We start from the raw sequence: 21,796 nt of genomic DNA, 5'->3' as shown, positions 1-21,796 counted from the left end.
GGTGCGTTACGCGGCGGTGACGGTGTTGCGCAGCCGGTCGGCACGCGCCTTCTTGCGAGCGCCGGTGTTGGCGTGCAGGGCGCCGCGCTTGACGGCCTTGTCGATCAGCGAGATGAGCTTGCGGTGCTCGGTACCCGCGGTGTCATCGTTACCTTCGGTCACGGCGGTCTCGAGGCGCCGGAAGTACGTCTTGATCGCAGACGTGTATTGGCGGTTCTCGACGCGTTCGCGCTCGGAGCGGTTGTTCCGCTTGATCTGTGACTTGATGTTGGCCATGGTGAAAAGGCCGCGGAAGGACCGCAGCGGCCGCGTACTATAGCGCGCCGGTCTTGGCATCTCAGCCCACCTCACACGCCCGCCGCACGGCGATCAACACGCTGATCTTCTCAGCTGCGACGGGTCTTTCGCGCGTTGCCGGGCTCATCCGCGAGGTCGTCGCGGCCGCGTACTTCGGCACGGCGGGCGCCGCCTCGGCGTTCACGCTCGCGTTCCAGATCCCGAACCTGATCCGCGCGCTGGTGGCGGACGCGGCGCTCTCCAGCGCGTTCGTGCCGGTCTTCTCCGAGCTGCTCGAGCAGAAGAAGCGCAAGGAGGCGATCGAGCTCGCGGGCGCGTTGGCGGGGCTGATGCTCGTCGCGTTGACGTTGATCTCGCTGGTGTTCATCGTGATCGCCCCGTGGCTGATCCCGCTGTTCACGGGGGACGAGTTCACGCCCGCGCTGGACACGCTGGCGATCGGGCTCAGCCAGGTGCTGTTCCCGATCGTCGTGCTGCTCGGGTTGACCGGGCTCGTGACGGGGATCCTCAACGTCCACGACCACTTCACGATCCCCGCGATCGCGCCGCTGGTCTGGAACGTCGTGATCATCGCCGGGATGGTCGGGCTGGCGCCGCTGTTCGACGGCGACGACAAGCTCTACGCGTACGCGATCGGCGTCGTCGCCGGCACGCTCGTCCAGCTGCTGATGATGCTCCCGACGCTGCGACGGATGGGCTTCCCGATCGGCCACATCCGGCTCCCGCGGCGCGGTGACGAGCGCGTCAAGCGCGTGCTGATGCTGATGCTGCCGGTGTCGATCGGCCTCGGCCTGATCAACATCAACCTGCTGCTGAACACGGTCATCGGCTCCGGCGTCTCCGACGAGGTGCCGCGCGCGATCGACGCCGCCTTCCGCATCTACATGCTCCCGCAGGGGATGTTCTCCGTCGCGGTCGCGACCGTGCTGTTCCCGCAGCTCGCCCGCCTCGCCGCCCGCAACGACTTCGCGGGCCTGCGCGCGACGATCGGCACCGGCCTGCGCCAGATCGCGCTGCTGCTGATCCCCGCGGGCGCGGCGATGGCGGTGCTCGCCGAGCCGATCGTCCAGCTCGTCTTCCAGCGCGGGGAGTGGGACGCCGAATCGACCCGGCTCACCGCCGACGCGCTGTTCTGGTTCGCGTTCAGCCTCCCGTTCAGCGGCTTCGTCCTGATGCTCACGCGCGGGTTCTTCTCGCTGCAGCAGCCGACGACGCCGACCAAGCTCGCCGTCGGCTCACTCGCCATCAACGCGGTCGGCTCCTACCTGCTGTCCAAGCCGTTCGGGATCGCGGGCATCGTGCTCGGCACGATCGCCTCCAACGCGGCGCTCGTGCTCGCCGAGGCGTTCCTGCTGCGGCGCGCGCTGGGCGGGTTCGAGACACGGGAGACGCTCGTCGCGATCGCGAAGATGCTCGTCGCCGCGGGTGCGCTGGCCGCGGTGGCCTACGGCGTCTGGGCCGGGCTGGACGCGCTGCTCGGCACCGCGTTGCTCGCCCGGGCGGTCAGCGTTTTCGTGGCTCTCGGGGCGGGCTCGGCGGCCTACGCCGCGGTCGTGCTGGGGCTCCGAATTCCGGAGGCACGGCAAATCCTCGACCTTTTCGCACGGCGACTGCGCAAACGCTCGTAACCTAAGGGACGAATTGGCCGACCAGTCGCATATCCGCAACTTCTCGATCATCGCCCACATCGACCATGGCAAGTCGACGCTGGCGGATCGGATCCTCGAGCTCACCCAGACCGTCGACCCTCGGGCGATGCGTGCCCAGCTGCTCGACTCCATGGATCTGGAGCGCGAGCGCGGCATCACGATCAAGGCGCAGGCCGTGCGCGTCTTCTACACGGCGCAGGACGGTGAGACCTACCAGTTCCACCTGATCGACACGCCCGGCCACGTGGACTTCACCTACGAGGTGTCGCGTTCGCTGGCCGCGTGCGAGGGCGCGCTGCTGGTCGTCGACGCCTCCCAGGGCGTGGAGGCGCAGACCGTCGCCAACACGTACCTGGCGATCGACGCGGGCCTGGAGCTCATCCCGACCATGAACAAGGTCGACCTGCCGGGTGCCGAGCCCGAGCGGGTGGGGGAGGAGATCGCGGAGCTGATCGGTGAGGACCCCGAGCAGGTGCGCCGGATCAGCGCGAAGACCGGCGAGGGCGTCCTGGACGTGCTCGAGCAGATCGTGCAGCGCGTCCCGCCGCCCTCCGGAGACCCGGACGCGCCGCCGCGCGCGCTGATCTTCGACTCCGAGTACGACCAGTACCGCGGCGTGATCGCCTACATCCGCGTGGTCGACGGCACGTTCAAGAAGGGCGAGACGATCCTCGGCCTGCAGACGAACACGCAGGCCGAGATCGACGACATCGGGTTCTTCACGCCCGCCCAGCTGCCGGCCAAGCAGCTCGGTCCCGGCGAGGTCGGCTACCTGATCACCGGCATCAAGGACGTCACGCAGCTCGCCGTCGGTGAGACGCTGACGATCAAGCACAACCAGGCCAGCGAGGCGCTCCCCGGCTACCGGGACGTCAAGCCGATGGTGTTCTGCGGCCTGTTCCCGATGAACAACGACGACTACCCCGAGCTGCGCGACGCGCTCGAGAAGTTGACGTTGAACGACGCGGCGCTGAGCTGGGAGCCGGAGACCTCCGACGCGCTCGGCTTCGGCTTCCGCTGCGGCTTCCTCGGCCTCCTGCACATGGACATCGTGCGTGAGCGCCTGGAGCGCGAGTACGACCTCGAGCTGATGGCGACGATGCCGTCGGTGGAGTTCGAGATCACGCTCACGGACGGGAACGTGATCCCTGTCCACAACCCGACGGACATGCCCGACCCGGCGCGCATCGCCGAGGTCCGCGAGCCCTACATCCGCGCCTCGATCCTGACGCCGAAGGAGTACATCGGCCAGATCATGGAGCTGTGCCAGGACCGGCGCGGCAATCACTCGGGCATGCACTACCTGAGCTCGGACCGCGTGCAGCTCACGTACGACCTGCCGCTCGCGGAGGTCGTCCTGGACTTCTTCGACCAGCTCAAGACGCGCACGAAGGGCTACGCGTCGCTGGACTACGAGCCGATCGGCTTGCGGCCCTCCAACCTCGTCAAGCTCGACGTGCTGCTCGGCGGCGACGCCGTGGACGCGCTGAGCATGGTCGTCCACCGCGACAAGGCCTACGAGCAGGGCAAGCAGATGACCGAGCGGCTCCGCAAGCGGATCCCGCGCCAGCAGTACGACGTGCCGATCCAGGCCGCCGTCGGCGCGAAGATCATCGCCCGCGAGACGGTCAAGGCCTTCCGCAAGGACGTCACGGCCAAGTGCTACGGCGGTGACATCTCGCGTAAGCGCAAGCTGCTCGAGCGCCAGAAGGAAGGCAAGAAGCGCATGAAGCAGGTCGGGCGCATCGAGGTGCCGCAGGAGGCGTTCCTGGCCGTGCTCGAGCTGGCGGACGACAATTGAGCCACAGCGACACGTATCTGGTGGGGCGGGAGAAGATCCGCGAGTACGCGGCGTCGATCGGCGAGCAGTCGCCGCTCTGCCACGACGTCGCGGCCGCCCGCGAGGCCGGCTACGAGGACGTCGTGGCGCCGCCGATGTTCGCTGCCGTCTACAAGTGGCGCGCGATGGGTCCCGCCGTCCTGGACCCCCAGATCGGGATCGACTTCTCCCGCCTGGTCCACGGCGCGCAGGACTTCACCTGGCACCTGCCGGTCGTCGCCGGCGACGAGATCACCACGGAGGCGTCGTTCGTCGACGAGGCCAAACGCGGTGAGATCAAGGTCTACACGTTCAGCTCGCGCTCGACGAATCAGCGCGGAGAGCTCGTCTGCGAGGGGACATGGACGAACTTCGTGAGGTGACGGTCACGCCCGACCGGTACACGACGTACCACTACGCGGGCGCCTCGGGCGACTTCAACCCGATCCACCTGGACGACGAGTTCGCCCGGTCGGTCGACCTGCCGTCGAAGATCCTCCACGGCCTGTGGACGATGGCCCAGGTCGCGCGCGCCCAGACGGACGTCGTCGGGGGCCCGCTCGCGCTCAAGTCGCTGAGTGTCCAGTTCCGCGGCATGGGCGTGCCCGAGCAGGACATCACGATCACCAGCAAGCTCAAGTCGCAGGGGGACGGCGAGGCCGTCTTCGACTGCGAAGCGGTGCAGGACGGCAGCAAGCTCGTCCGCCGCGGCAGAGCAGTTCTTAGAATCTGAAGTCGTGCTTACGCCCCGTCAGGCCCTCCTCCTCAGCAAAGTGGTGGACGGCTTCAAGGCGACCGGGCAGCCCGTGGGGTCCAAGACGCTCGCGGCCGACCCGGAGATCACCGCCGGTTCGTCGACGATCCGCAACGAGCTCGCCGTGCTCGAGGAGTGCGGGCTGCTCGCGCACCCGCACACGTCGGCGGGGCGGGTGCCGACGGACGCGGGCTACCGCTACTACGTGGATCGCCTGCTGCCGGAGCCGCCGCGCGAAGGGCTCGGGCTGTCGCTCGTCCGGCGTGAGGTCGACGACGCGATGCGGATGACCGCCGACACGCTCTCGCAGGTCACCAACCTGCTGGCGCTGGTGACCGCGCCGCCGATCGCGACGACCACGATCCGCCACATCGAGGTCCTGCTGCTGCAGCCGCAGGTGCTGATGGTGGTCGTGATCACGTCCACGGGCGGCGTCTCGAAGAAGGTCTTCACGTTCGACCGGCCGGTGGACGCGGGGCTGGCGGACTGGGCCGGCTCGTACCTGAACGAGCAGCTCGTGGGCATGGGCCTGGGCGCGCGGATGCTCGGCTCCAAGCTCAACGACCCGACGCTGCCGGCCACGGAGCGCGCGTTCGTCACCGAGCTCGCGCCGGCGTTCGTCGAGCTCGTCGACACCGCCGAAGACACGCTCTACGTGGACGGCGCGCACCGCCTGGTGAGCGAGTACCGCTTCCAGGACGTCTCCCAGCTCAACGCGCTGATGGAGATGCTCGAGCGGCGCGTCTCGATGCTCGGCGTGCTGTCGACCGCGCTCGGCTCGCGCGGCGCGTACGTGCGGATCGGGATCGAGAACCCGCAGCCGGCCCTGCAGGGCATGTCGCTCGTCGCCGCCAACTACGGGCTGCCGCAGCGCAATCTTGGAACCGTGTCGGTGATCGGGCCGACGCGGATGGACTATTCCCGCGTGATCCGCTCGGTGCGTGAAGCCGCGCACGAGCTCTCACGCTTTGTCGAGGAGTTGTATTAGGTGCCACGGGATTACTACGACGTCCTCGGGGTGGATCGGGAAGCGGACGAGGCCACGATCAAGAAGTCGTTCCGGCGGCTCGCGCGCGAGCTGCACCCGGACGTCAACGCCCACGACCCGCAGGCCGAGGAGAAGTTCAAGGAGGCCGCCGAGGCGTACGAGGTGCTGAGCGACGCCGAGCGGCGACGCACCTACGACGCGTACGGCCATGAGGGCCTCAAGGGCTCCGGCGGGGCACCGAACTTCCAGGACTTCGGGTCGATCAGCGACCTGTTCAGCGCGTTCTTCGGGCAGGGCGGGTTCGACGCGGCCTTCGGCGGCGCCGGCGGCACCCGCATGCGCGGCGGCGCCGTGCAGGGCGGGGACGTGGCGCTGGCGGTCCAGATCTCGTTGCAGGACGCGGCGCGCGGGACCGAGATCGAGGTCACGTACGACGCCACGGCGTTGTGCGGCACCTGCCACGGCAACGGCGCGGAGCCGGGCACGCCGATCGTCACCTGCGACAAGTGCCGCGGCGCGGGCCAGATCCAGGCCGTGCAGCGCACGCGCTTCGGGCAGATGGTCCGCACCGCGCTGTGCGACAAGTGCAGCGGCGACGGGCGGATCGCCGAGCAGCCCTGCCACACGTGCGAGGGCCGCGGGATGGTCGCCGAGGAGCGCCGCGTGAAGGTCGACGTGCCGGCCGGCATCGCCGACGGGCAGCGGATGCGGATTAGTGGCCGCGGCCACGCGGGCGAGCGTGGTGGCCCCGCCGGAGACCTGTACGTGGTCGTCCGGGTCAAGGAGGACGAGCGCTTCCTGCGTGACCGTGAGGACCTGATCACCGTGGTCGACGTGGCGGCGCCGTACGCGGCCCTCGGCACGACGATCCAGGTTCCCACGCTGGACGGCGACGTCCCGCTCGAGGTGCCCGCCGGCACCCAGCCGGGCGAGACGATCGTCATGAACGGGCGCGGCATGCCCCCGATCGGCCGTGGGCGCACCGGCGATCTGAAGGTGGTCGTGAACGTCGTGATCCCGCGGCGGCTCTCGAAGAAGCAGAAGGATCTGATGGAGCAGCTCGCGGACTCGATCACCGAGGACAACCTGCACGAGAGCGAAGGCATGATCGCCAAGCTCAAACGAGCTCTGGCCGGATGATCCGCCTCGGAATCCGCGTTCGGGCCGAGGACGCGGAGGTCGCCTACGCGCGGCTGGAAGGGCTGTTGGCCGCTGGCTTCGAGGAGGTCGCGGACGGCGAGCACGTCGAGCTCGTCGTCTACGGCGAGAACTTCCCGCACCTGTCGTTCCCGGAGCTCGTCTCGCAGTCGCGGACGCCGATCGCGGACGGCTGGCAGACCGCCTGGCACGAGCATCTGGAGCCCGTGACCGTCGGCAAGATCACGATCCGCCCGCCGTGGCTGCCCGGTCCCGGGCTGGTCGTGGACCCGGGGGACACGTTCGGCCTCGCGTCGCACCCGACGACCAAGCTGTGCCTGCAGTGGCTGCAGGAGCTGCCGCCGACGGAGCTGGCTGACTGGGGTTGCGGCTGCGGCGTGCTGTCGGTGGCCGCGATGCACCTCGGGTTCGATCCGGTCACGGCGATCGAGCTGGACCCGGGCGCGGTGGCGACGGCGCGCAAGAACGGCGTCGACGCGCACGTCGCCGACGTCACGGCCAACCCGCCCTGGGCGCGGACCGTCGTGGGCAACCTGACCGCGAACCTGATGGCGAACTCGAGCAACATCCCGGCGCCCACGGGGCCGGTGACGCTGCTCGTGTCCGGCATCAGCGTCGATCACGCCGACGTGCCCGCGACCGTCTTCGAGCCGTACGGCTTCACCGAGCGCGAGCGCCGCGAACGCGACGGCTGGGTCGCCGTCCTCTTCGACCGGCCATGATCCGCCTCAGCGTGAAAGTCCAGCGCGAGCACGCGGAGCTCGTGCTCACCGACCTGATGGCGTTCGCGCCCGGCGGGCTGGAGGAGGTCGAGCTTGGCGACGCCGTCGAGTACGTGCTGTACGGCGCCGAGGGCGAGCTGCCGGCGATCGGCGACGTGCAGGCCGCGGTGGGGGAGGCGCTCGTCGAGGTCTCCACGAGCGAGGTGCCCGAGATCGACTGGCACTCGTTCCACGTCCCCATCGATGTCGGCCCGCTGCGGGTCCGCCCGCCGTGGCACGAGCCGCGCGACGGCGCGCTGGACGTCGTCATCGAGCCGGGCCAGGGCTTCGGCACGGGGTCGCACGCGACCACGCGGCTGACGCTGGAGCTCCTCACGCAGCTGGAGCCCGCCGGCCCGCTGGCCGACTGGGGCTGCGGCAGCGGCATCCTCGCGATCGCGGCGGCGAAGCTCGGCTGGTCACCGGTGCTGGCCTGCGACATCGAGCCCGAGTCGGTCGACGAGACGCGCGAATCGGCCGCGCGGAACGGCGTGCAGGTCGACGCCACCCGCGCCGACGTCCGCCAGGGCGGCCCGTCCGCCCCGACCGTGCTCGCGAACCTCGTCCGCCCGCTGCTCCTGCAGCTCGCCGCGAACCTCGAGACCGTGCCCGACCGGATGATCATCTCCGGCGTCGAGACGCACGAGATCGACGAGGTCCTCACCGCCTTCACGCGCATCGGCCTGGTCGAGAAGGACCGCCGCGAGGGCGGCGGCTGGGCCGCGATCGAGCTTCTCCGCGCGCCGTACTGACCTAAACGAACCTAAAGGGGTCAGACCCCTTCACGCAACAACTGTCGCGTTTTGGCGCGGCGTAGACTCGCGATCGTGATCACGCTTGACGATGTCCAGGCCGCGGCGCGGCGACTCGACGGGGTCGCGCACCGCACCCCGGTCATCACCGGCCGCTCGCTGGACGAGGCCACCGGCGCGGGCCGCGTCCTGCTGAAGGCCGAGAACTTCCAGCGCGTGGGCGCGTTCAAGTTCCGCGGCGCCTACAACGCGATCTCGTCCCTGAGCGACGCGGACCGGCGCCGCGGCGTGGCGACGGTCTCCAGCGGCAACCACGCGCAGGCCGTGTCGCTGGCCGCGCGGCTGCACGAGATCCCCGCGGTGATCCTTATGCCGGAGGACGCGCCAGCGGGCAAGCTCGCGGCGACGCAGGGCTACGGGGCGGAGATCATCCGCTTCGACCGCTACGCCGTGCAGCGGGACGAGCTGCTGGACGAGCTCGTCGCGGAGCGCGGCCTCACGCCCATCCATCCCTACGACAACGAGCACGTGATGGCGGGGCAGGGCACGACCGCGCTCGAGCTGATCGAGGACGCGGGCTCGCTGGACGTGCTGCTCGTCTGCCTCGGCGGCGGCGGGTTGCTGTCGGGCTGCGCCACGGCGACCGCCGCGCTCTCGCCGGACACCCGGATCATCGGCGTCGAGCCCGAGGCCGGCGACGACTTCGTCCGCTCCCTCGCGGCCGGCGAGCGGATCGAGATCCCCGTGCCCCGCACGATCGCCGACGGTCAGCAGACCCCGATGCCCGGCGAGCTGACGTTCCCGGTCATCCAGAAGCTCGTCCACGAGGTCGTCACGGTCTCCGACGCGGAGATCGTCACCGCCATGCGTCTGCTGTTCGAGCGCACGAAGATCGTCGCGGAGCCGAGTGGCGCCTGCGCCTTCGCCGCGCTCCTGGCCGGCAAGGTCGACGCGAAAGGCCTGCGCGTGGGCGTGACGATCTCGGGCGGCAACGTCACCGCGGCGAGGTTCGCCGAGCTGGTGGGATGAAGCACGCGGCGCGGCCGAGCCTCCTCGCCGCGCGTGCCGCCGCGGGCGGTGCGCGCTGAGCGCGGGCGCGCTCGTCCTCGTCCTCGCGTCCGCGTTCCTGCACGCCGGCTGGAACGCGCTCGTCGCCGGCGCGAAGGACACGCACGCCACCGCGGCGGTCGCGATGCTCACCGGCGTCGCCGTGTTCGCGATCCCGGCCGCGCTCACGTGGCGCGTCGAGGCCGAGGCGTGGCCGTACATCGGCGGCTCCGCGGCGCTCGAGCTGGCCTACTTTGCCCTGCTCGCCGCCGTCTACAGCCGCGCGGACTACTCGTTCGCCTATCCCGTGGCCCGCGGCGCGGCGCCGGTCATCGTCCTCGTCATCTCGATCGTCGCGCTCGGCCAGGACCTGTCGCTGTTCGCGGTGGTCGGCGTCCTCGCCGTGACGGGCGGTGTGCTGCTCGTCCGCGGCGTCGGCGACAACACGCCGGACGCGCTGTCGGTCGGGCTCGCGCTGGCCGTCGGCGCGTGCATCGCGGGCTACACGCTCGTCGACGACCACGGCGTCGAGCACGCCGCGCCGATCCCGTACTTCGTGCTCGTCCTCGGCATCTCGGCGATCCCGTACGCGCTGGTGATCGGCCCGCAGCGCCTCAGAGCCGCCACCGACCGGCGCTCGCTCCCCGCCGGCGCGGGCATGGCCGCCGCGTACATCCTCGTCCTGGCCGCCCTCGAGCGCGCGCCCGCCGCGCCGGTCGCCGCCCTGCGCGAGTCGAGTGTCCTGCTGGCCGGAGCGGGCGGCGGCCGGCGCCGGCTCGCGGGCTCAGCGCTCGTCGCGCTCGGGATCGCCGCGGTCGTCTTCGGCTAGGAACGGCCCGGAGGCGCCACCCAGCGTCTCGATCACGGAGCGCGCGCGCCAGCAGGTTCGAAAGCGCCGCGGCGGCACACGCTCATCCACCCGCACCACCGCACCCTCCGCGTCCAGCCAGATCAGGTCCAGCGCGAACCGCATGCCGAAGGTGTGCACGGACCGGCACGGCGCCAGCTCCAGCCCGAGATGTGAAGGCATCGTGTCCATCCGCGCGAGCCCCTTCCCGCGCGAACGTCGGGTTCGAGCCTCGACGATCCGCAGCCCACCGGGGAGGTCGCGGCCTGGCAATGCGTCGAGACGTGCGTTCACGGACGCGGATCCTGCCGGATGGGCACGTACACTGGATGTATTGCAGATCGCTGAGCGCATCAGAGCCGACGTGACCACCGCCATGAAGGCGGGGGAGCGTGAACGTGTCGCGGCGCTCCGGCTCGTCCTTTCCGAGCTGCAGAAGGCGGAGAAGGACGGCGGGGCAGACGAGTTGGCGGTCCTGCGGCGCGAGCGCAAGCGGCGTCGCGAGGCCGAGACGGCCTACCGCGAGGCGGGCCGTGAAGAGCTCGCCGCACAGGAAGCATCGGAGGCCGCCCTCATCGAGGGCTACCTCCCGCAGGAGCTCTCGGACGCGGAGCTCGAAGCGCTGGTCAAGACGGCAGTGGAGTCGACCGGCGCCTCGTCCCCCCGCGACATGGGCCGGGTGATCAAGCAGGTGATGGAGGCCGCCGGCGGCCGCGTCGACGGCAAGAGGGTCTCGACCAAGGTGAAGGAAGCGCTTTCCTAGATGGCACGTAGGCAGTTGGAAGTATCGAACGAGGTCGCCGCGGAGCTCGCCGGCTCGCGCGATGCGGCCCTGCGAACGTTGGAGGAGCAGCTCGACTGCGAGGTGTTCCTGCGCGGCAACATCGTCACGCTGGACGGTGAGGCCGAGGCGGTGCAGGCCGGCGCGACGGTGATCCGCGAGCTGTCGGCGATGGTCGAGCGCGGGCACGACATCGGCCCGGCGACGATCGAGGCGGTCACGCGCGTCCTGGAGTCCAACGAGTCGCCCTCCAAGGTGCTCGAGGACGTGGTCTGGCGCCACCGCAACCTGCGCGTCGCGCCCAAGTCCGTCAACCAGAAGCGTTACGTGGACGCGATCAAGCGCTCCACGGTGACGTTCGGCGTCGGCCCGGCCGGCACCGGCAAGACGTTCCTGGCGATGGCGATGGCCACGGCGGCGCTGAGCCGCCGCGAGGTCAACCGGATCATCCTCACGCGGCCGGCGGTGGAGGCGGGCGAGCGGCTCGGCTTCCTCCCGGGCGACCTGATGGCCAAGGTGGACCCGTACCTGCGCCCGCTGTTCGACGCGCTCAACGACATGATGGACCCGGAGAAGGTCGCCACCCATCTGGAGAAGGGCGTGATCGAGGTCGCGCCGCTCGCGTTCATGCGCGGCCGGACGCTCAACGACTCGTTCGTGATCCTCGACGAGGCGCAGAACACGACGCCCGAGCAGATGAAGATGTTCCTGACCCGCCTCGGGTTCGGCTCGCGGATGGTCGTCACCGGCGACGTCACGCAGGTGGATCTGCCGCGGGACCAGAAATCGGGCCTGATCGTGGTCAACGACATCCTGAAGACGGTCGAGGGCATCGAGTTCGTGCGCTTCGGCGGCGACGACGTGGTTCGCCACAAGCTCGTCCAGCGCATCGTCGAGGCCTACGACCAGCACGCCACGGAGCAGCCGAGCGGGCTCCGCCCGGCCCGTAGAACCGCGTAGCGTGCTCGAAGTCGACGTGATCGGCAGCGCGCTCCCCGCGGAGCGCGTGGAGGAGGCGGTCGGCTACGCGGCCGCCTCCGCAGGCTTCAACGACGGTCACGTCGCCGTCTCGTTCGTCAGCCCGGAGCGGATCGCCGAGCTCAACCTCACCTGGCGCGGCAAGGTCGGCCCGACGGATGTCCTGAGCTTCCCGATCGACGAGGACGACGAGGACCCGTTCGGCGAGCGCGAGCTCGGCGACGTGTTCATCTGCCCCGAGCACACGGTGGACCTCACAGAGGCGGTCGTGCACGGTGTGCTCCACTTGACGGGCATGGATCACGAGACGGACGAGGGCGAGATGCTGGCCCTGCAGGCAGAGATCATGGGGTGGCTGCGATGACGCGTTCTGGGTTCATCGCCCTGGCCGGGCGACCGAACGTCGGCAAGTCGACGCTGGTCAACTCGATGGTCGGCCACAAGGTGGCCATCGTCTCGGACAAGCCGCAGACCACGCGCCGCGCGATCCGCGGCGTGCTCACGACCGCCGACTTCCAGCTCGTGCTGACCGACCTGCCGGGCGTGCAGCGTCCGCGCGACGCGCTCACGAGCCGCATGCAGAAGCGCGTGGAGACCGAGCTGAGCGAGGCCGACGCCGCGCTGTTCGTCGTCAACGGCGACCAGGGCATCGGCGGCGCGGGAGACCGGTTCATCGCGGAGGCGCTCGGCAACGCGAAGGTCCCGATCGTGATCGCGGTCAACAAGGTCGACCGGATGAACCACTCCAAGACGGTCAAGTCGCTGATGCTCACCGAGGAGCTCGGCCTGCCCGAGGCCGAGGTCTTCCCGATCTCCGCCCGCACCGGCAAAGGCGTACCGGCCCTCGTCGAGCACCTCGCGAGCCTGCTGCCCGAGGGCCCGTTCTACTTCCCGCCCGAGGATCACTCCGACCAGCCCGAGCGCGTGATGCTCGCCGAGCTCGTGCGTGAGCAGGTCCTGCTGCGGACCCGCCAGGAAGTCCCGCACGCCGTGGAAGTGCAGGTCGAGGAGATCGAGGAGCGCGAGAACCTCGTCGCCGTGCAGGCGATCATGTGGGTGGAGACCGAGTCCCAGAAGGGCATCCTGATCGGCCACCAGGGCAAGATGATCAAGGCGATCGGCGTCGCGGCGCGCAAGGAGATCGAGCGCGAGCTCGCCGAGCACGTCCATCTGGACCTGAGTGTGCGTGTGCGCCGCTCCTGGCGCGCGGACGACGCGCTGCTGGATCGCCTCGGCATCACTTGACGCGCGGCGTCCACGGCTAAGAGACTCGGGCGGTGAGCAAGCCGCCCTCTCAGCCCAGCCCCCAGCCCATGGTCGAGTGGCTCGCCCCGCGCGTGCTGCTGCACTCCGCGCAGGAGGTCGTCCTGTCCGGCCTGTTCGCGAACTTCGCGGACAAGCGCGAGACGATGGCCGGCCTGTCCGACGAGCCGTTCCGCTACGACCAGTCCGCGACCGAGGGCGACTTCTGGTTCGACTACGCGTCCGACGTCGGTGACGGCTTCGACGCGACGTACGCGATCGCCGAGCTGCTCGCCCAGCCGCTGACGCTCGGCCACGAGGGCACCGAGCCGGCCAAGACCGAACGCGGCCGCCTGCTCGTCCTCGGCGGCGACCAGGTGTACCCGACCGCCAACTGGCAGGCCTACGAGGAGCGCTTCCGGCTGCCGTACGGGCTCGCGCTGCCGGACGCCGAGCGCCCACCGCATCTGTTCGCGATCCCCGGCAACCACGACTGGTACGACGGCCTGACGGCCTTCACCCGCGTGTTCTGCCAGCGCGGCCACGTCGGCGGCTGGCAGTCCCGCCAGGCGCGGTCGTACTTCGCGCTCAAGCTGCCGCGCGGCTGGTGGCTGTGGGGCATCGACATCCAGTTCGACGCCTACATCGACGGCCCGCAGATCGAGTACTTCAAGGCGATTGCGCGCCAGACCACGCCCGGCGACCAGGTCATCCTCGCCACGGCCAAGCCCAGCTGGGTGCACGTCGAGGACCCGCAGAACCCGCCGCAGTCGTGGAAGAGCCTCGCGTGGTTCGAGGAAGAGGTGATCTGCAAGGCCAGCGAGGACCGGGCGAAGCTCGCGCTCACGCTGACCGGCGACCTGCACCACTACTCGCGCTACGAGCCCGTCGACCGAGAGCCGGACTCGCTCGGCGCGAAGGTGACCGCGGGCGGCGGCGGCGCGTACCTGTCGCCGACCCACTGGCTGCCCGAGGCGCGGGAGCTGCCGAAGGCCAAGCGCGCGAACACGCCGGTGGACGCTTCCTCGACCGGTCCGATCCCGTACGAGCGCACGACGATCTGGCCGGAGTCGGAGGCCTCGAGCGCGCTGGCGCGCGGCATCCTCGAGCACCGCCACCCGGGCAAGACCAAGCGCCTATGGATGGTGCTCGGGCCGATCTACGCGCTGCTCGCGCTGCTGACCGCCGCGGCCGTGCGCGACCAGTTCCCGAGCTTCGAGGGCGCCGTCGCCGAAGGGCCGGGGATCCTGCTGGACGCGATCTCGATCTGGCTGCTCCTGCTCGTCGGCGCACTGGCGTTCGGCCTGCGCGTCTGGGCGCGCTCGGCCGGTGCGCCCGGCGTGTACGGCGTCGTTCACGCGCTCGCCCACGTCGTCCTCGCTTGGGGCGTGTCGGTCGCGGTCCTGCTGATCCCGCTCGACTGGGGCTTCCTGCGCGGCTACCTCGCGACCGCCGTCGTGTTCGTGGTCGGCGTGTTCGTCGGCCGGCTCGTGTTCGTCCAGTACCTGTGGTGGACGCACCGCGCCGGCGTCAAGCGCAAGCAGCCGCTGTGGCACGCCAACGAGGTCTTCGCGGGCCAGGGGATCCCGGACTACAAGCACTTCCTGCGCTTCCGGATCGACCCGAAGGGCCGGCTGACGATGTGGGCGGTCGGCGTCGAGCAGGTCGCGCGCTACGGGCCGGAGCTCAAGGACGGCAAGCCCGACCTCGTCACGCCCGGCACCGCGCCGACCGTGTTCGACTACCGCGAGGTCCGCGCGCCGGTCAAAGCGCCTGCCAGGCAGCCTGTGCCGTAGCCGCGTCCAGGTGGCGGATGCGCGCGGTGGTGCGCTTGCCGAACGCCACCTCGAGGTCGGCCAGGTGCGCACGGCGCTGGAAGACGTTCTGCGCCCACGTGTGCGACTCGCGGTAGCGCGCGGGGGCGAGGACGGTCGTGCGGGCGATCCGCAGCGTGCGCACCGCCAGCCGGCCGTCCTCGAAGCGCCAGCCCGCGGCGCGCCAGCGGGCCCAGCCGTACGGCGCGAACAGCAGCGCGAGCAGCGCCCACGGGCCGACAAAGAACCACCCGGCGACGACGAGCACGAGCGCGCCCAGCACGGGCGGCGCGATGTAGCGCCGCGCCGCGCGTGCGGGGGGACGGTCGAGCGCGACGACGGCGCCCGCGGAGCGCGTCCGGCGGTCGCGGGCCGGCACCGCGCCCTCCGGCCGCTCGCCATGGCCGACGGCGGCCATCTCCGGCAGGAACTCGTCGAGGAACTCCTGGACCTCGCCGACCCTCACGAGGGGGAACAGCGTCCGCGCGGCGCTCGCCTCCTCGGCGTAGCCCGTGACCTCGATGCTCAGCGCGCACAGGCCGAACGGACGCCGGAACACGCCCTCGACCACGCGCACGGCCCGCACGCGGTGCAGCGGCACGGTCGCCTCGCTGCGCTGCAGCAGCCCGCGACGGATCCGGAGCCGGTCCTCGCCGCGCGTCACGGTGAAGCCCGCGAACGCGATGAACGCGCCGAGCGTCGACAGCACCCAGGCGAGCACCAGCAGCGCGACGCCGATCAACACCCACCCGCCGGCCGTGTCCGGGATCAGCTGCACCGCGTTGCGGCTGCCCTCCTCCTCGGCCACCTGCCCGGCGGCCTGGCCGATCACGGCGAGCACGGGGAGGACGATGCCGAGCTGGCCGGCCGTGAACGCGGCCTCCACGAGCTCGCGCCGCGTCAGGGCCCGGCTGACGCCGTCGGCCTCCTCGGCGACGGCTGAAGGCTTCAGGCCGCGCAGCTCGGCGACCGCGTCCGGGAGCAGCGCCGGCAGCGAGATCTCGCCGCCCTTGCCGCCCGCGCCGGTCTGCACGTCCACGCGCTGCACGCCGAACCAGCGCTGCAGCACGCCCTGCTGGACGTCCAGCGCCTGGATGCGGTCGAACGGGACGTTGGTGTCCTTCTGCGAGACCAGGCCGGTGTGGTGGGAGATCCCGGCGGCCGAGATCCAGTACCGGGTCGTCGACCAGCGGACGTAGCCGATGATCACGGCGACCACGAGGCCGACGACGCCGTAGCCGAGCGTCCGCATCAGGTCCATCAGGTCGAGCCCGTTACCCAACACGGACATGCCGAGGACCACGGCCAGCGGCAGCGCGAGGTTCCCGGCCGCGCTCGCCGAGTAGACCGCGATCGCCGCGGGGTGCAGCCGGCGGACCGGCGCGGTCGCCGGCGGCGGCTCAGGCGTCGGGGTCGGTTCGGGCCAGCTCGGCGATCCGGTCACGGAGCTCCTCGGCGTCCTTCTCCGCCAGCAGCGGGATCGTGTGCGACCCGGCGGCCGTGTGCACGACCACCGTCGCGAGGTTCATCGCCTGCTCGAGCACGCCGCGGCGCGTCTCGACGTGCTGCACACGCACCCACGGGACGAGCGTCTGGCGGACGCTGAACAGGCCGTGGCGGATGTCGATCCCCGGCTCCTGCACGTCCCAGCGCCAGCGCCGCCAGCGCAGGATCGGCACGAGCGGCACGCACACCACGAGGCCGACGACCGCGGCGACGAGCGGCCACCAGTCGAGCGCGTCGACCTGCGAGAGCATCGCGGCGCCGATCGCCAGCGCACCCCACAGGCCGAGCTGCGCCGCGCCCCAGACGAGGCGGGCCTGCGGCGCCAGGGTGCGGGTCGGGGCGGCGATCACCGCGCGAGCTCGTCCGCCAGGTGCTCGTAGTCGGCGAGCCCGAGCTCGGACTCGAAGACGAACGGTAGGGCGGTGATCGGCGCGTGGGTCGCGGCCTCCAGCCGCCGCAGGTGCGCCCGCTGGGCCTTCACGCGCTCGTGCACGGACAGTGCGGCGCGCACGGCACCCAGCGACCCCTCGTCGAACCCGTTGCTCGCGGCGGCGCGCAGCTTCGTCACGTCCGCCGAGGAGAAACGCTCGGGCCACATCGCGTTCATCACGATCGCGTCGAACGGCAGCCCGATCTCCGTGCGCAGGCGCGCCTCGAGCTCGATCGTCTCGGTCACCGGCATCTCCTCGGGCAGCGCGACCGCGACGTAGCCCGTGCGGGTCGGGTCGGCGAGCATCTCGGAGACCTTGTACGCCTGGCGGCGGATCGGCCCCACGCGGGCGATCTCGCCGAACGTGCGTGGCGTGGTCAGCATCCCGATCCCGTGGCCCGACGCGGGCGCGTCGACGACGACGAGGTCGTAGGTGTCGCTGCCGCGGTTCCAGCGCTGGGGCTGCGCGAGCTCCCACACCTTCGCGATCGTGATCAGCTCCTTCGCGCCCGGCGCGGCGGCGACGAAGTACTGGAACGCGTGCGAGTGCCCGAGCACCTTCAGCGCCGTGCCGCCGACCTGCTTGGCCAGCCATTCCTCCAGCGCGGCCTGGGGATCGACGGTGATCGCCCACAGGTTCTCCGCGAGCTGGACCTCCTGCTCGGGGCGCACGCCCTCGCGCGCGAACGCCCGCGAGACCCGGTCCTGCTCGGAGACCTCGCACACGATGGTGCGTCGCCCGGTCCGCGCTGCCGCGAGGCCGAGGGCGGCCGCCACGGTCGTCTTTCCGACGCCACCCTTGCCGGTGACGTACAAGAGGGAACGATCTCGGAGCAGTGCGTCCACCGTAGGCAACCCTAGAGGGAGGATGGTGAGGATGGAGCCGGCGCTAGCCGAGGGATACGAGACGGCCCGCCGGATGCTGCGGCGGCACGATCCCACGTACTACCTGGCGACCCGGCGCCTCCCGGCGCGCGTGCGTCCCGCGACATATGCGCTCTACGGCTACGTGCGCGCCGCCGATCAGCTCGTCGACGGGCCGCACCGGCCGGACACGCCGCAGGCCCGCTGCGCGGCGCTGGACGCGTGGGAGGCGCAGCTCACGGCGCCCCGGCATCCGGTCGCGCTGGCCCTGCACGACGCGGCCGAGCGTCACGACCTCCCGCTCGAGGAGCTCGAGACCTACATGCGCTCGATGCGCGTGGACTCCGAGCCGCCGATCCGGATCGACACCTACGACCAGCTGGCCACCTACATGGACGGCTCCGCGGGCACGGTCGGCCGGATCATGGCCGCGGTGCTCGGCGTCCCGGCGCGCCATCACGGCGACCTCGGCCGGCTCGGCGTGGCCTTCCAGCTCGCGAACTTCATCCGTGACGTGCGCGAGGACCGGACCCTGGACCGCATCTACCTCCCGGCCGAGGACCGCGAGGCGTTCGGCGTGACCGACGCCGACCTGACCGGCACGAGCCCGCGCCTGCAAGCCCTGCTGCGCCACGAGTCCGAGCGCGCCCGCGCGCTGTTCGCAGCCGCCGGCCCCGCGATCGCGTCCGCGCCGGCCTCGGTCCGCCCGGGCGTGCGCCTCGCGATCGCCCTCTACCGCCGGATGCTCGACGCGCCGCGCCCGACCGGCGTGCGCGCCTGGCACCTCCCGGGTGCCCTTCTCGAGGCCGCCAACCTAAAGCCAGCCTCAACCGAAGATAAAGGCCCTGGGGCTTTATGAAACGGGCGACGCTGGCGCGGGGCGATCGGACGCCGCTCGACGTGCGCCCGGACGTGCTCATCTGCGGCGCGAGCTTCGCCGGGTTGGCGGTGGCGCGCGAACTCGCGGGGAGCGGGGCGGACGTGCTGATCGTCGATCGGTACGAGATCGGCGAGCGGGCCACGAGCGCGTGTGCGGCGCCGACGCCGTGGCTGCACGCGATGGGGGTGGAGCGGGCGATCCGCCAGGAGATCCCGTGCATGGCGTTCCACACGCCGCACGGCAGCGCGCGGTTCCGGCTGCCGTGGAGCTGGTCGAGCTTCGACTACCGCGAGCTGTGCCAGGCGCTGTTCGAGCAGACCGACGCGCGCTTCGAGATCGCCAAGGTGCAGCGGCGCGAAGGGCGCCGCGTCATCACCGACCGCGGTGACCTGACCGCGCCGTACATCGTCGACGCCCTCGGCTGGCGGCGCGTGCTGGCGAAGCACTACCAGCCGCCGGAGGCGCCGCTGAGCCGCGGCCTGGAGGTCCACCCGCACGGCGGCTCCACCGACCTGGACGTCTGGATCGACCGCAGCCTCGTCCGCTCCGGGTACGCGTGGAGCGTCCCGGCCGACGGCGAGCAGCGGATCGGCGTCGGGTCCTACGAGCCGCGCCACCACGTCAAGGACGCGACGATCGAGATCGCCGAGCGACTCGACCGCGAGCCGGTCCGCTACCAGGGCAACTGGTTCCCGCACAAGCTCCGGCCCGCGACCGAGGACGGGATCTTCTTCGCCGGCGACAGCGCCGGCCACTGCCTGCCGCTGAGCGGGGAGGGCATCCGGCCGGCGTTCTACTTCGGGATCGCGGCCGCCCGCGAAATCCGGGCGGCCCTCGCCGGCGAGCAGACCGCCGGCGCCGCGCTGAAGCGCTACAGCGCGTTCAGCCGTCGGCACGCGCCGGTGTTCGCGCTCGCCCTCGGGCTGCAGCGCGTGATCCCGCGCCTGCCGCCGAAGGTGCTCACGCGTGCCCTGAAGCTCATGGGCCGCAAGCGACCCTGCACCGCCTCATTCGGGTGGTATCTCACGGTCGCTGATCCAAAGTTCGCAAACGCTAAACGGACCCCGACGGCCGGTCGACTCATGGGGGAGTCTTGTCGACCCTCGTCTTCCATAGCCGCCCCGGATTCGATGCGCTGACCGGGCTCCCCGACCGTCCGGCGTTCCTCGCCGGGCTGCGGTCGGCGATCGCGATCGAGCAGGGCATGGCCGTGCTCTTCCTCGACCTCGACGACTTCAAGCTCGTCAACGACGGCTTCGGGCACGAGGCCGGCGACCGCCTGCTGATCCAGGTCGCCCAGCGCCTGAAGGGCGCGGTCCACGACGGCGACCTCGTCGCCCGCATCGGCGGCGACGAGTTCACCGTGCTGTGCGCCGGCGCCGATCTCGCGGCCGCGTCGATCACCGCCGGTCGCATCCGCGGCGCGCTGTCGGCGCCGTTCGACGTCGGCGGCCAGCGCCGCCATGTCCGCGTGAGCGTCGGCTGTCGCGTCGCGGGGCCCGAAGAGGACAACGCCGACGTGCTCATGCGCGACGCCGACACGGCCATGTACCAGGCCAAGGAGGCCGGCAAGGACCGCGTCGAGGTGTTCTCCGACGAGACCCGCGCCCGCCTGCTGCGCCGCCTGGACCTCGAGCAGCGGCTGCGCACGGCGCTCGAGCGCAACGAGCTCGAAGTCCACTTCCAGCCGCAGATCGACCTCTCCACCGGCCGCCTGGCGGGCGCGGAGGCGCTCGTGCGCTGGGCCGACGCCTCGCCCGCCGAGTTCATCCCGCTCGCGGAGGAGACCGGGCTGATCGGCCCGCTCGGCACGCGCGTCCTGCGCCGCGCCACGCAGGCGCTCGCCCAGCTGCACCGCGAAGGCCTCAGGCCGCTGACGATCACCGTCAACGTCTCCACCCGCCAGCTCGAGGACCCCGACTTCCCGGCGATCGTGGAGACCGCGATCGCCGACGCCGGCATCGACGCCAGCGACCTGTGCCTGGAGATCACCGAGTCGGCGCTGATGGCGGCCAAGGACATCGCGCTCGACCGGCTGCGCGAGTGCAAGGCGCTGGGCGTCTACGTCGGCATCGACGACTTCGGCACCGGCCACTCCAGCCTCGCGCGCCTGCGCCACCTGCCGGTCGAGGTGCTCAAGGTCGACCGCTCGTTCGTCGACGGGCTCGGCACCGAGCCCGAGGACTCCGCGGTCGTCGCCGCGATCCTCAGCCTCGCCCACGCGCTCGGCCTGCACGTGGTCGCCGAGGGCGTCGAGACGCCGCTGCAGGCCGACCAGCTGATCGCGCTCGGCTGCTCGGTCGCCCAGGGCTTCCTGTGGTCCCCGGCCGTCCCGCCCGAGCGGCTGCACGAGCTGACGACGATCGCCACCTCCGCCCACCCGCGCGTACGCACCCACCGCGGCGAGCGCGGCCTGGTCGACGAGATGATGCACCAGATCGGCATCGCCAAGGAAGAGCGATGACCCTCGTCGCCGGGCTGCTCGCCCTGCTGACCGGGCTCGCCTACACCGGGCTCGCGATCGTCACGGTCAGCGAGATGGTCCACCAGCGCGAGCGCGGCTTCAGCCAGTTCGGCGCCGCGTTCTTCGTGATGGCCAGCACCTGCGGGCCGCACCACCTGCTGCACGCCTACCGCCACCTCGTCACGGGTGAGGTCGCCCACGGCCCGCACGTGGCCGCGCTCGCGCTCGGCGTCGTGCCGGCGGTGACCTTCGTCGGCCTGCGCCTGGAGGCGGCGTTCGGCGGCCGCGGCGACCGGCTCATCGTCCGCACCCCGATCTGGCTGCAGGTGCTCCCGGTGCTGATGGCCGCCGCCGCGGGCGCCACGCTCTGGGACGGCCTGCACCACGCCTCCGCGCACGGCGTCGACCTCCGCGCGCTGGTGCCCAACGTGTTCCTGTTCGTCGCCTACACGCTCGTGGGGATCTTCACGGCGCGCACCCAGATCGCGCGGCGCCCGCTGCTCGGCGGCTGGTCGCTGTCCGGCCTGGCGATGAGCGGCGTGTTCCTCACCTGCGCCGGGTCGCACCTGCTCGCCGGGATGATGACCCAGGCCGACGCCTGGAGCATCGCGCTGGACAACCTCGGCGTGCCCGCCTCGATCTTCTTCCTGTGGACCGTGCACCGCCTGCACAAGGGCTCGGTGCGTGACTGGAACCGTCGCCCGCTCGTCGGTCGCCCGGCCCCGCAGGGCCGCCGCTCTCCCTGGGCCGAACAGACCACCTAGA

24 protein-coding genes are annotated in these 21,796 nt (G+C 71.3%); 19 read left to right on the top strand and 5 right to left on the bottom strand.

Features of this window, described 5'->3' with window-relative positions:
• Nucleotides 1-6: 6 nt before the first annotated feature.
• A complete protein-coding gene (gene rpsT / locus OJ997_RS15800; protein WP_270026126.1) occupies nt 7-336 on the bottom strand; it encodes a 30S ribosomal protein S20 in 330 nt (109 codons plus the stop codon).
• Here rpsT and murJ point away from each other — a divergent pair.
• The 10 genes from murJ (at nt 330) to OJ997_RS15750 (ending at nt 10,054) form a co-directional block, all read left to right on the top strand.
• A complete protein-coding gene (gene murJ / locus OJ997_RS15795; protein ID WP_270026125.1) occupies nt 330-1,925 on the top strand; it encodes a murein biosynthesis integral membrane protein MurJ in 1,596 nt (531 codons plus the stop codon). The two genes, rpsT and murJ, sit on opposite strands and share 7 nt — an antisense overlap.
• A 13-nt stretch (nt 1,926-1,938) precedes the next feature.
• Nucleotides 1,939-3,747 (top strand): translation elongation factor 4, encoded by a 1,809-nt coding sequence (lepA, locus tag OJ997_RS15790; protein ID WP_270026124.1) that lies wholly within the window; start codon nt 1,939-1,941, stop codon nt 3,745-3,747.
• On the top strand, nt 3,744-4,148 hold the full coding sequence (locus OJ997_RS15785; RefSeq protein WP_270026123.1) for a MaoC family dehydratase N-terminal domain-containing protein: 405 nt from the start codon (nt 3,744-3,746) through the stop codon (nt 4,146-4,148). Before lepA ends, OJ997_RS15785 begins: the two co-directional genes overlap by 4 nt.
• Nucleotides 4,127-4,498, top strand: coding sequence for a MaoC/PaaZ C-terminal domain-containing protein (locus tag OJ997_RS15780; protein WP_270026122.1), 372 nt, complete (start codon nt 4,127-4,129; stop codon nt 4,496-4,498). The genes OJ997_RS15785 and OJ997_RS15780 overlap by 22 nt, the downstream gene beginning before the upstream one ends.
• A 4-nt stretch (nt 4,499-4,502) precedes the next feature.
• A complete protein-coding gene (hrcA, locus tag OJ997_RS15775; protein WP_270026121.1) occupies nt 4,503-5,507 on the top strand; it encodes a heat-inducible transcriptional repressor HrcA in 1,005 nt (334 codons plus the stop codon).
• On the top strand, nt 5,508-6,647 hold the full coding sequence (dnaJ, locus tag OJ997_RS15770) for a molecular chaperone DnaJ (protein ID WP_270026120.1): 1,140 nt from the start codon (nt 5,508-5,510) through the stop codon (nt 6,645-6,647).
• Nucleotides 6,644-7,387 (top strand): 50S ribosomal protein L11 methyltransferase, encoded by a 744-nt coding sequence (locus tag OJ997_RS15765; RefSeq protein WP_270026119.1) that lies wholly within the window; start codon nt 6,644-6,646, stop codon nt 7,385-7,387. The genes dnaJ and OJ997_RS15765 overlap by 4 nt, the downstream gene beginning before the upstream one ends.
• Nucleotides 7,384-8,178, top strand: coding sequence for a 50S ribosomal protein L11 methyltransferase (locus OJ997_RS15760; protein WP_270026118.1), 795 nt, complete (start codon nt 7,384-7,386; stop codon nt 8,176-8,178). Before OJ997_RS15765 ends, OJ997_RS15760 begins: the two co-directional genes overlap by 4 nt.
• Nucleotides 8,179-8,253: 75 nt before the next feature.
• Nucleotides 8,254-9,207: a pyridoxal-phosphate dependent enzyme gene (locus OJ997_RS15755; protein ID WP_270026117.1), complete on the top strand. Its 954-nt coding sequence runs from the start codon at nt 8,254-8,256 to the stop codon at nt 9,205-9,207.
• 163 nt (nt 9,208-9,370) lie between these two features.
• Entirely contained in the window at nt 9,371-10,054 is a 684-nt protein-coding gene (locus OJ997_RS15750; protein WP_270026116.1) for a DMT family transporter, read from the top strand.
• Here the strand turns inward: OJ997_RS15750 and OJ997_RS15745 are convergent.
• The gene (locus OJ997_RS15745; protein WP_270026115.1) at nt 10,010-10,366 is read right to left on the bottom strand and encodes a DUF192 domain-containing protein; all 357 of its coding nucleotides are present in this window, start codon (nt 10,364-10,366) and stop codon (nt 10,010-10,012) included. The genes OJ997_RS15750 and OJ997_RS15745 overlap by 45 nt on opposite strands.
• 40 nt (nt 10,367-10,406) lie before the next feature.
• Between OJ997_RS15745 and OJ997_RS15740 the strand changes: the two genes are divergently transcribed.
• From OJ997_RS15740 to OJ997_RS15720, 5 genes are read left to right on the top strand one after another with little or no spacing between them, the layout of a single operon-like run.
• On the top strand, nt 10,407-10,835 hold the full coding sequence (locus OJ997_RS15740) for a GatB/YqeY domain-containing protein (RefSeq protein ID WP_270026114.1): 429 nt from the start codon (nt 10,407-10,409) through the stop codon (nt 10,833-10,835).
• Nucleotides 10,836-11,813 (top strand): PhoH family protein, encoded by a 978-nt coding sequence (locus OJ997_RS15735; RefSeq protein ID WP_372517901.1) that lies wholly within the window; start codon nt 10,836-10,838, stop codon nt 11,811-11,813.
• A 1-nt stretch (nt 11,814) separates the two neighbouring features.
• Complete coding sequence (ybeY, locus tag OJ997_RS15730) at nt 11,815-12,195, top strand: rRNA maturation RNase YbeY (RefSeq protein WP_270026112.1); 381 nt, start codon at nt 11,815-11,817, stop codon at nt 12,193-12,195.
• Nucleotides 12,192-13,076, top strand: a complete 885-nt coding sequence (era, locus tag OJ997_RS15725) for a GTPase Era (RefSeq protein ID WP_270026111.1) — start codon at nt 12,192-12,194, stop codon at nt 13,074-13,076. Before ybeY ends, era begins: the two co-directional genes overlap by 4 nt.
• A 32-nt stretch (nt 13,077-13,108) precedes the next feature.
• Nucleotides 13,109-14,869: a metallophosphoesterase family protein gene (locus OJ997_RS15720; RefSeq protein WP_270026110.1), complete on the top strand. Its 1,761-nt coding sequence runs from the start codon at nt 13,109-13,111 to the stop codon at nt 14,867-14,869.
• On the opposite strand, the gene OJ997_RS15715 is transcribed toward OJ997_RS15720, so the two are convergent.
• The 3 genes from OJ997_RS15715 to OJ997_RS15705 are packed head-to-tail and all read right to left on the bottom strand — an operon-like array spanning nt 14,838 to nt 17,669.
• Nucleotides 14,838-16,331 (bottom strand): PH domain-containing protein, encoded by a 1,494-nt coding sequence (locus OJ997_RS15715; RefSeq protein ID WP_270026108.1) that lies wholly within the window; start codon nt 16,329-16,331, stop codon nt 14,838-14,840. The two genes, OJ997_RS15720 and OJ997_RS15715, sit on opposite strands and share 32 nt — an antisense overlap.
• Entirely contained in the window at nt 16,288-16,743 is a 456-nt protein-coding gene (locus tag OJ997_RS15710) for a PH domain-containing protein (RefSeq protein WP_270026107.1), read from the bottom strand. The genes OJ997_RS15715 and OJ997_RS15710 overlap by 44 nt, the downstream gene beginning before the upstream one ends.
• Complete coding sequence (locus tag OJ997_RS15705) at nt 16,740-17,669, bottom strand: ArsA family ATPase (protein WP_270026106.1); 930 nt, start codon at nt 17,667-17,669, stop codon at nt 16,740-16,742. The genes OJ997_RS15710 and OJ997_RS15705 overlap by 4 nt, the downstream gene beginning before the upstream one ends.
• A 31-nt stretch (nt 17,670-17,700) precedes the next feature.
• Between OJ997_RS15705 and OJ997_RS15700 the strand changes: the two genes are divergently transcribed.
• Genes OJ997_RS15700 through OJ997_RS15685 form a run of 4 tightly spaced genes read left to right on the top strand, consistent with a single transcriptional unit; the run spans nt 17,701 to nt 21,795 of the window.
• A complete protein-coding gene (locus OJ997_RS15700; RefSeq protein ID WP_270026105.1) occupies nt 17,701-18,546 on the top strand; it encodes a phytoene/squalene synthase family protein in 846 nt (281 codons plus the stop codon).
• On the top strand, nt 18,543-19,706 hold the full coding sequence (locus OJ997_RS15695) for an NAD(P)/FAD-dependent oxidoreductase (RefSeq protein ID WP_270026104.1): 1,164 nt from the start codon (nt 18,543-18,545) through the stop codon (nt 19,704-19,706). The genes OJ997_RS15700 and OJ997_RS15695 overlap by 4 nt, the downstream gene beginning before the upstream one ends.
• Entirely contained in the window at nt 19,661-21,031 is a 1,371-nt protein-coding gene (locus OJ997_RS15690) for a putative bifunctional diguanylate cyclase/phosphodiesterase (protein ID WP_270026103.1), read from the top strand. Before OJ997_RS15695 ends, OJ997_RS15690 begins: the two co-directional genes overlap by 46 nt.
• The gene (locus OJ997_RS15685; RefSeq protein WP_270026102.1) at nt 21,028-21,795 is read left to right on the top strand and encodes a hypothetical protein; all 768 of its coding nucleotides are present in this window, start codon (nt 21,028-21,030) and stop codon (nt 21,793-21,795) included. The genes OJ997_RS15690 and OJ997_RS15685 overlap by 4 nt, the downstream gene beginning before the upstream one ends.
• The last annotated feature ends 1 nt before the right edge of the window (nt 21,796 follow it).

It is taken from the genome of Solirubrobacter phytolaccae, from assembly GCF_027587195.1.
In the GTDB taxonomy this organism is placed as follows: Bacteria; Actinomycetota; Thermoleophilia; order Solirubrobacterales; family Solirubrobacteraceae; genus Solirubrobacter; species Solirubrobacter phytolaccae.
This window is presented reverse-complemented; position numbering and strand designations above follow the sequence as displayed.

Excerpts from the sequence above, each read along its gene's own strand:
- OJ997_RS15695 (WP_270026104.1), top strand. The coding sequence starts at position 18,543 with ATGAAACGGGCGACGCTGGCGCGGGGCGATCGGACGCCGCTCGACGTG.
- OJ997_RS15765 (WP_270026119.1), top strand. The coding sequence starts at position 6,644 with ATGATCCGCCTCGGAATCCGCGTTCGGGCCGAGGACGCGGAGGTCGCC.
- OJ997_RS15780 (WP_270026122.1), top strand. The coding sequence starts at position 4,127 with ATGGACGAACTTCGTGAGGTGACGGTCACGCCCGACCGGTACACGACG.
- OJ997_RS15685 (WP_270026102.1), top strand. The coding sequence starts at position 21,028 with ATGACCCTCGTCGCCGGGCTGCTCGCCCTGCTGACCGGGCTCGCCTAC.
- rpsT (WP_270026126.1), bottom strand. The coding sequence starts at position 336 with ATGCCAAGACCGGCGCGCTATAGTACGCGGCCGCTGCGGTCCTTCCGC.
- OJ997_RS15760 (WP_270026118.1), top strand. The coding sequence starts at position 7,384 with ATGATCCGCCTCAGCGTGAAAGTCCAGCGCGAGCACGCGGAGCTCGTG.
- era (WP_270026111.1), top strand. The coding sequence starts at position 12,192 with ATGACGCGTTCTGGGTTCATCGCCCTGGCCGGGCGACCGAACGTCGGC.
- OJ997_RS15750 (WP_270026116.1), top strand. The coding sequence starts at position 9,371 with ATGCTCACCGGCGTCGCCGTGTTCGCGATCCCGGCCGCGCTCACGTGG.
- OJ997_RS15700 (WP_270026105.1), top strand. The coding sequence starts at position 17,701 with ATGGAGCCGGCGCTAGCCGAGGGATACGAGACGGCCCGCCGGATGCTG.
- OJ997_RS15735 (WP_372517901.1), top strand. The coding sequence starts at position 10,836 with ATGGCACGTAGGCAGTTGGAAGTATCGAACGAGGTCGCCGCGGAGCTC.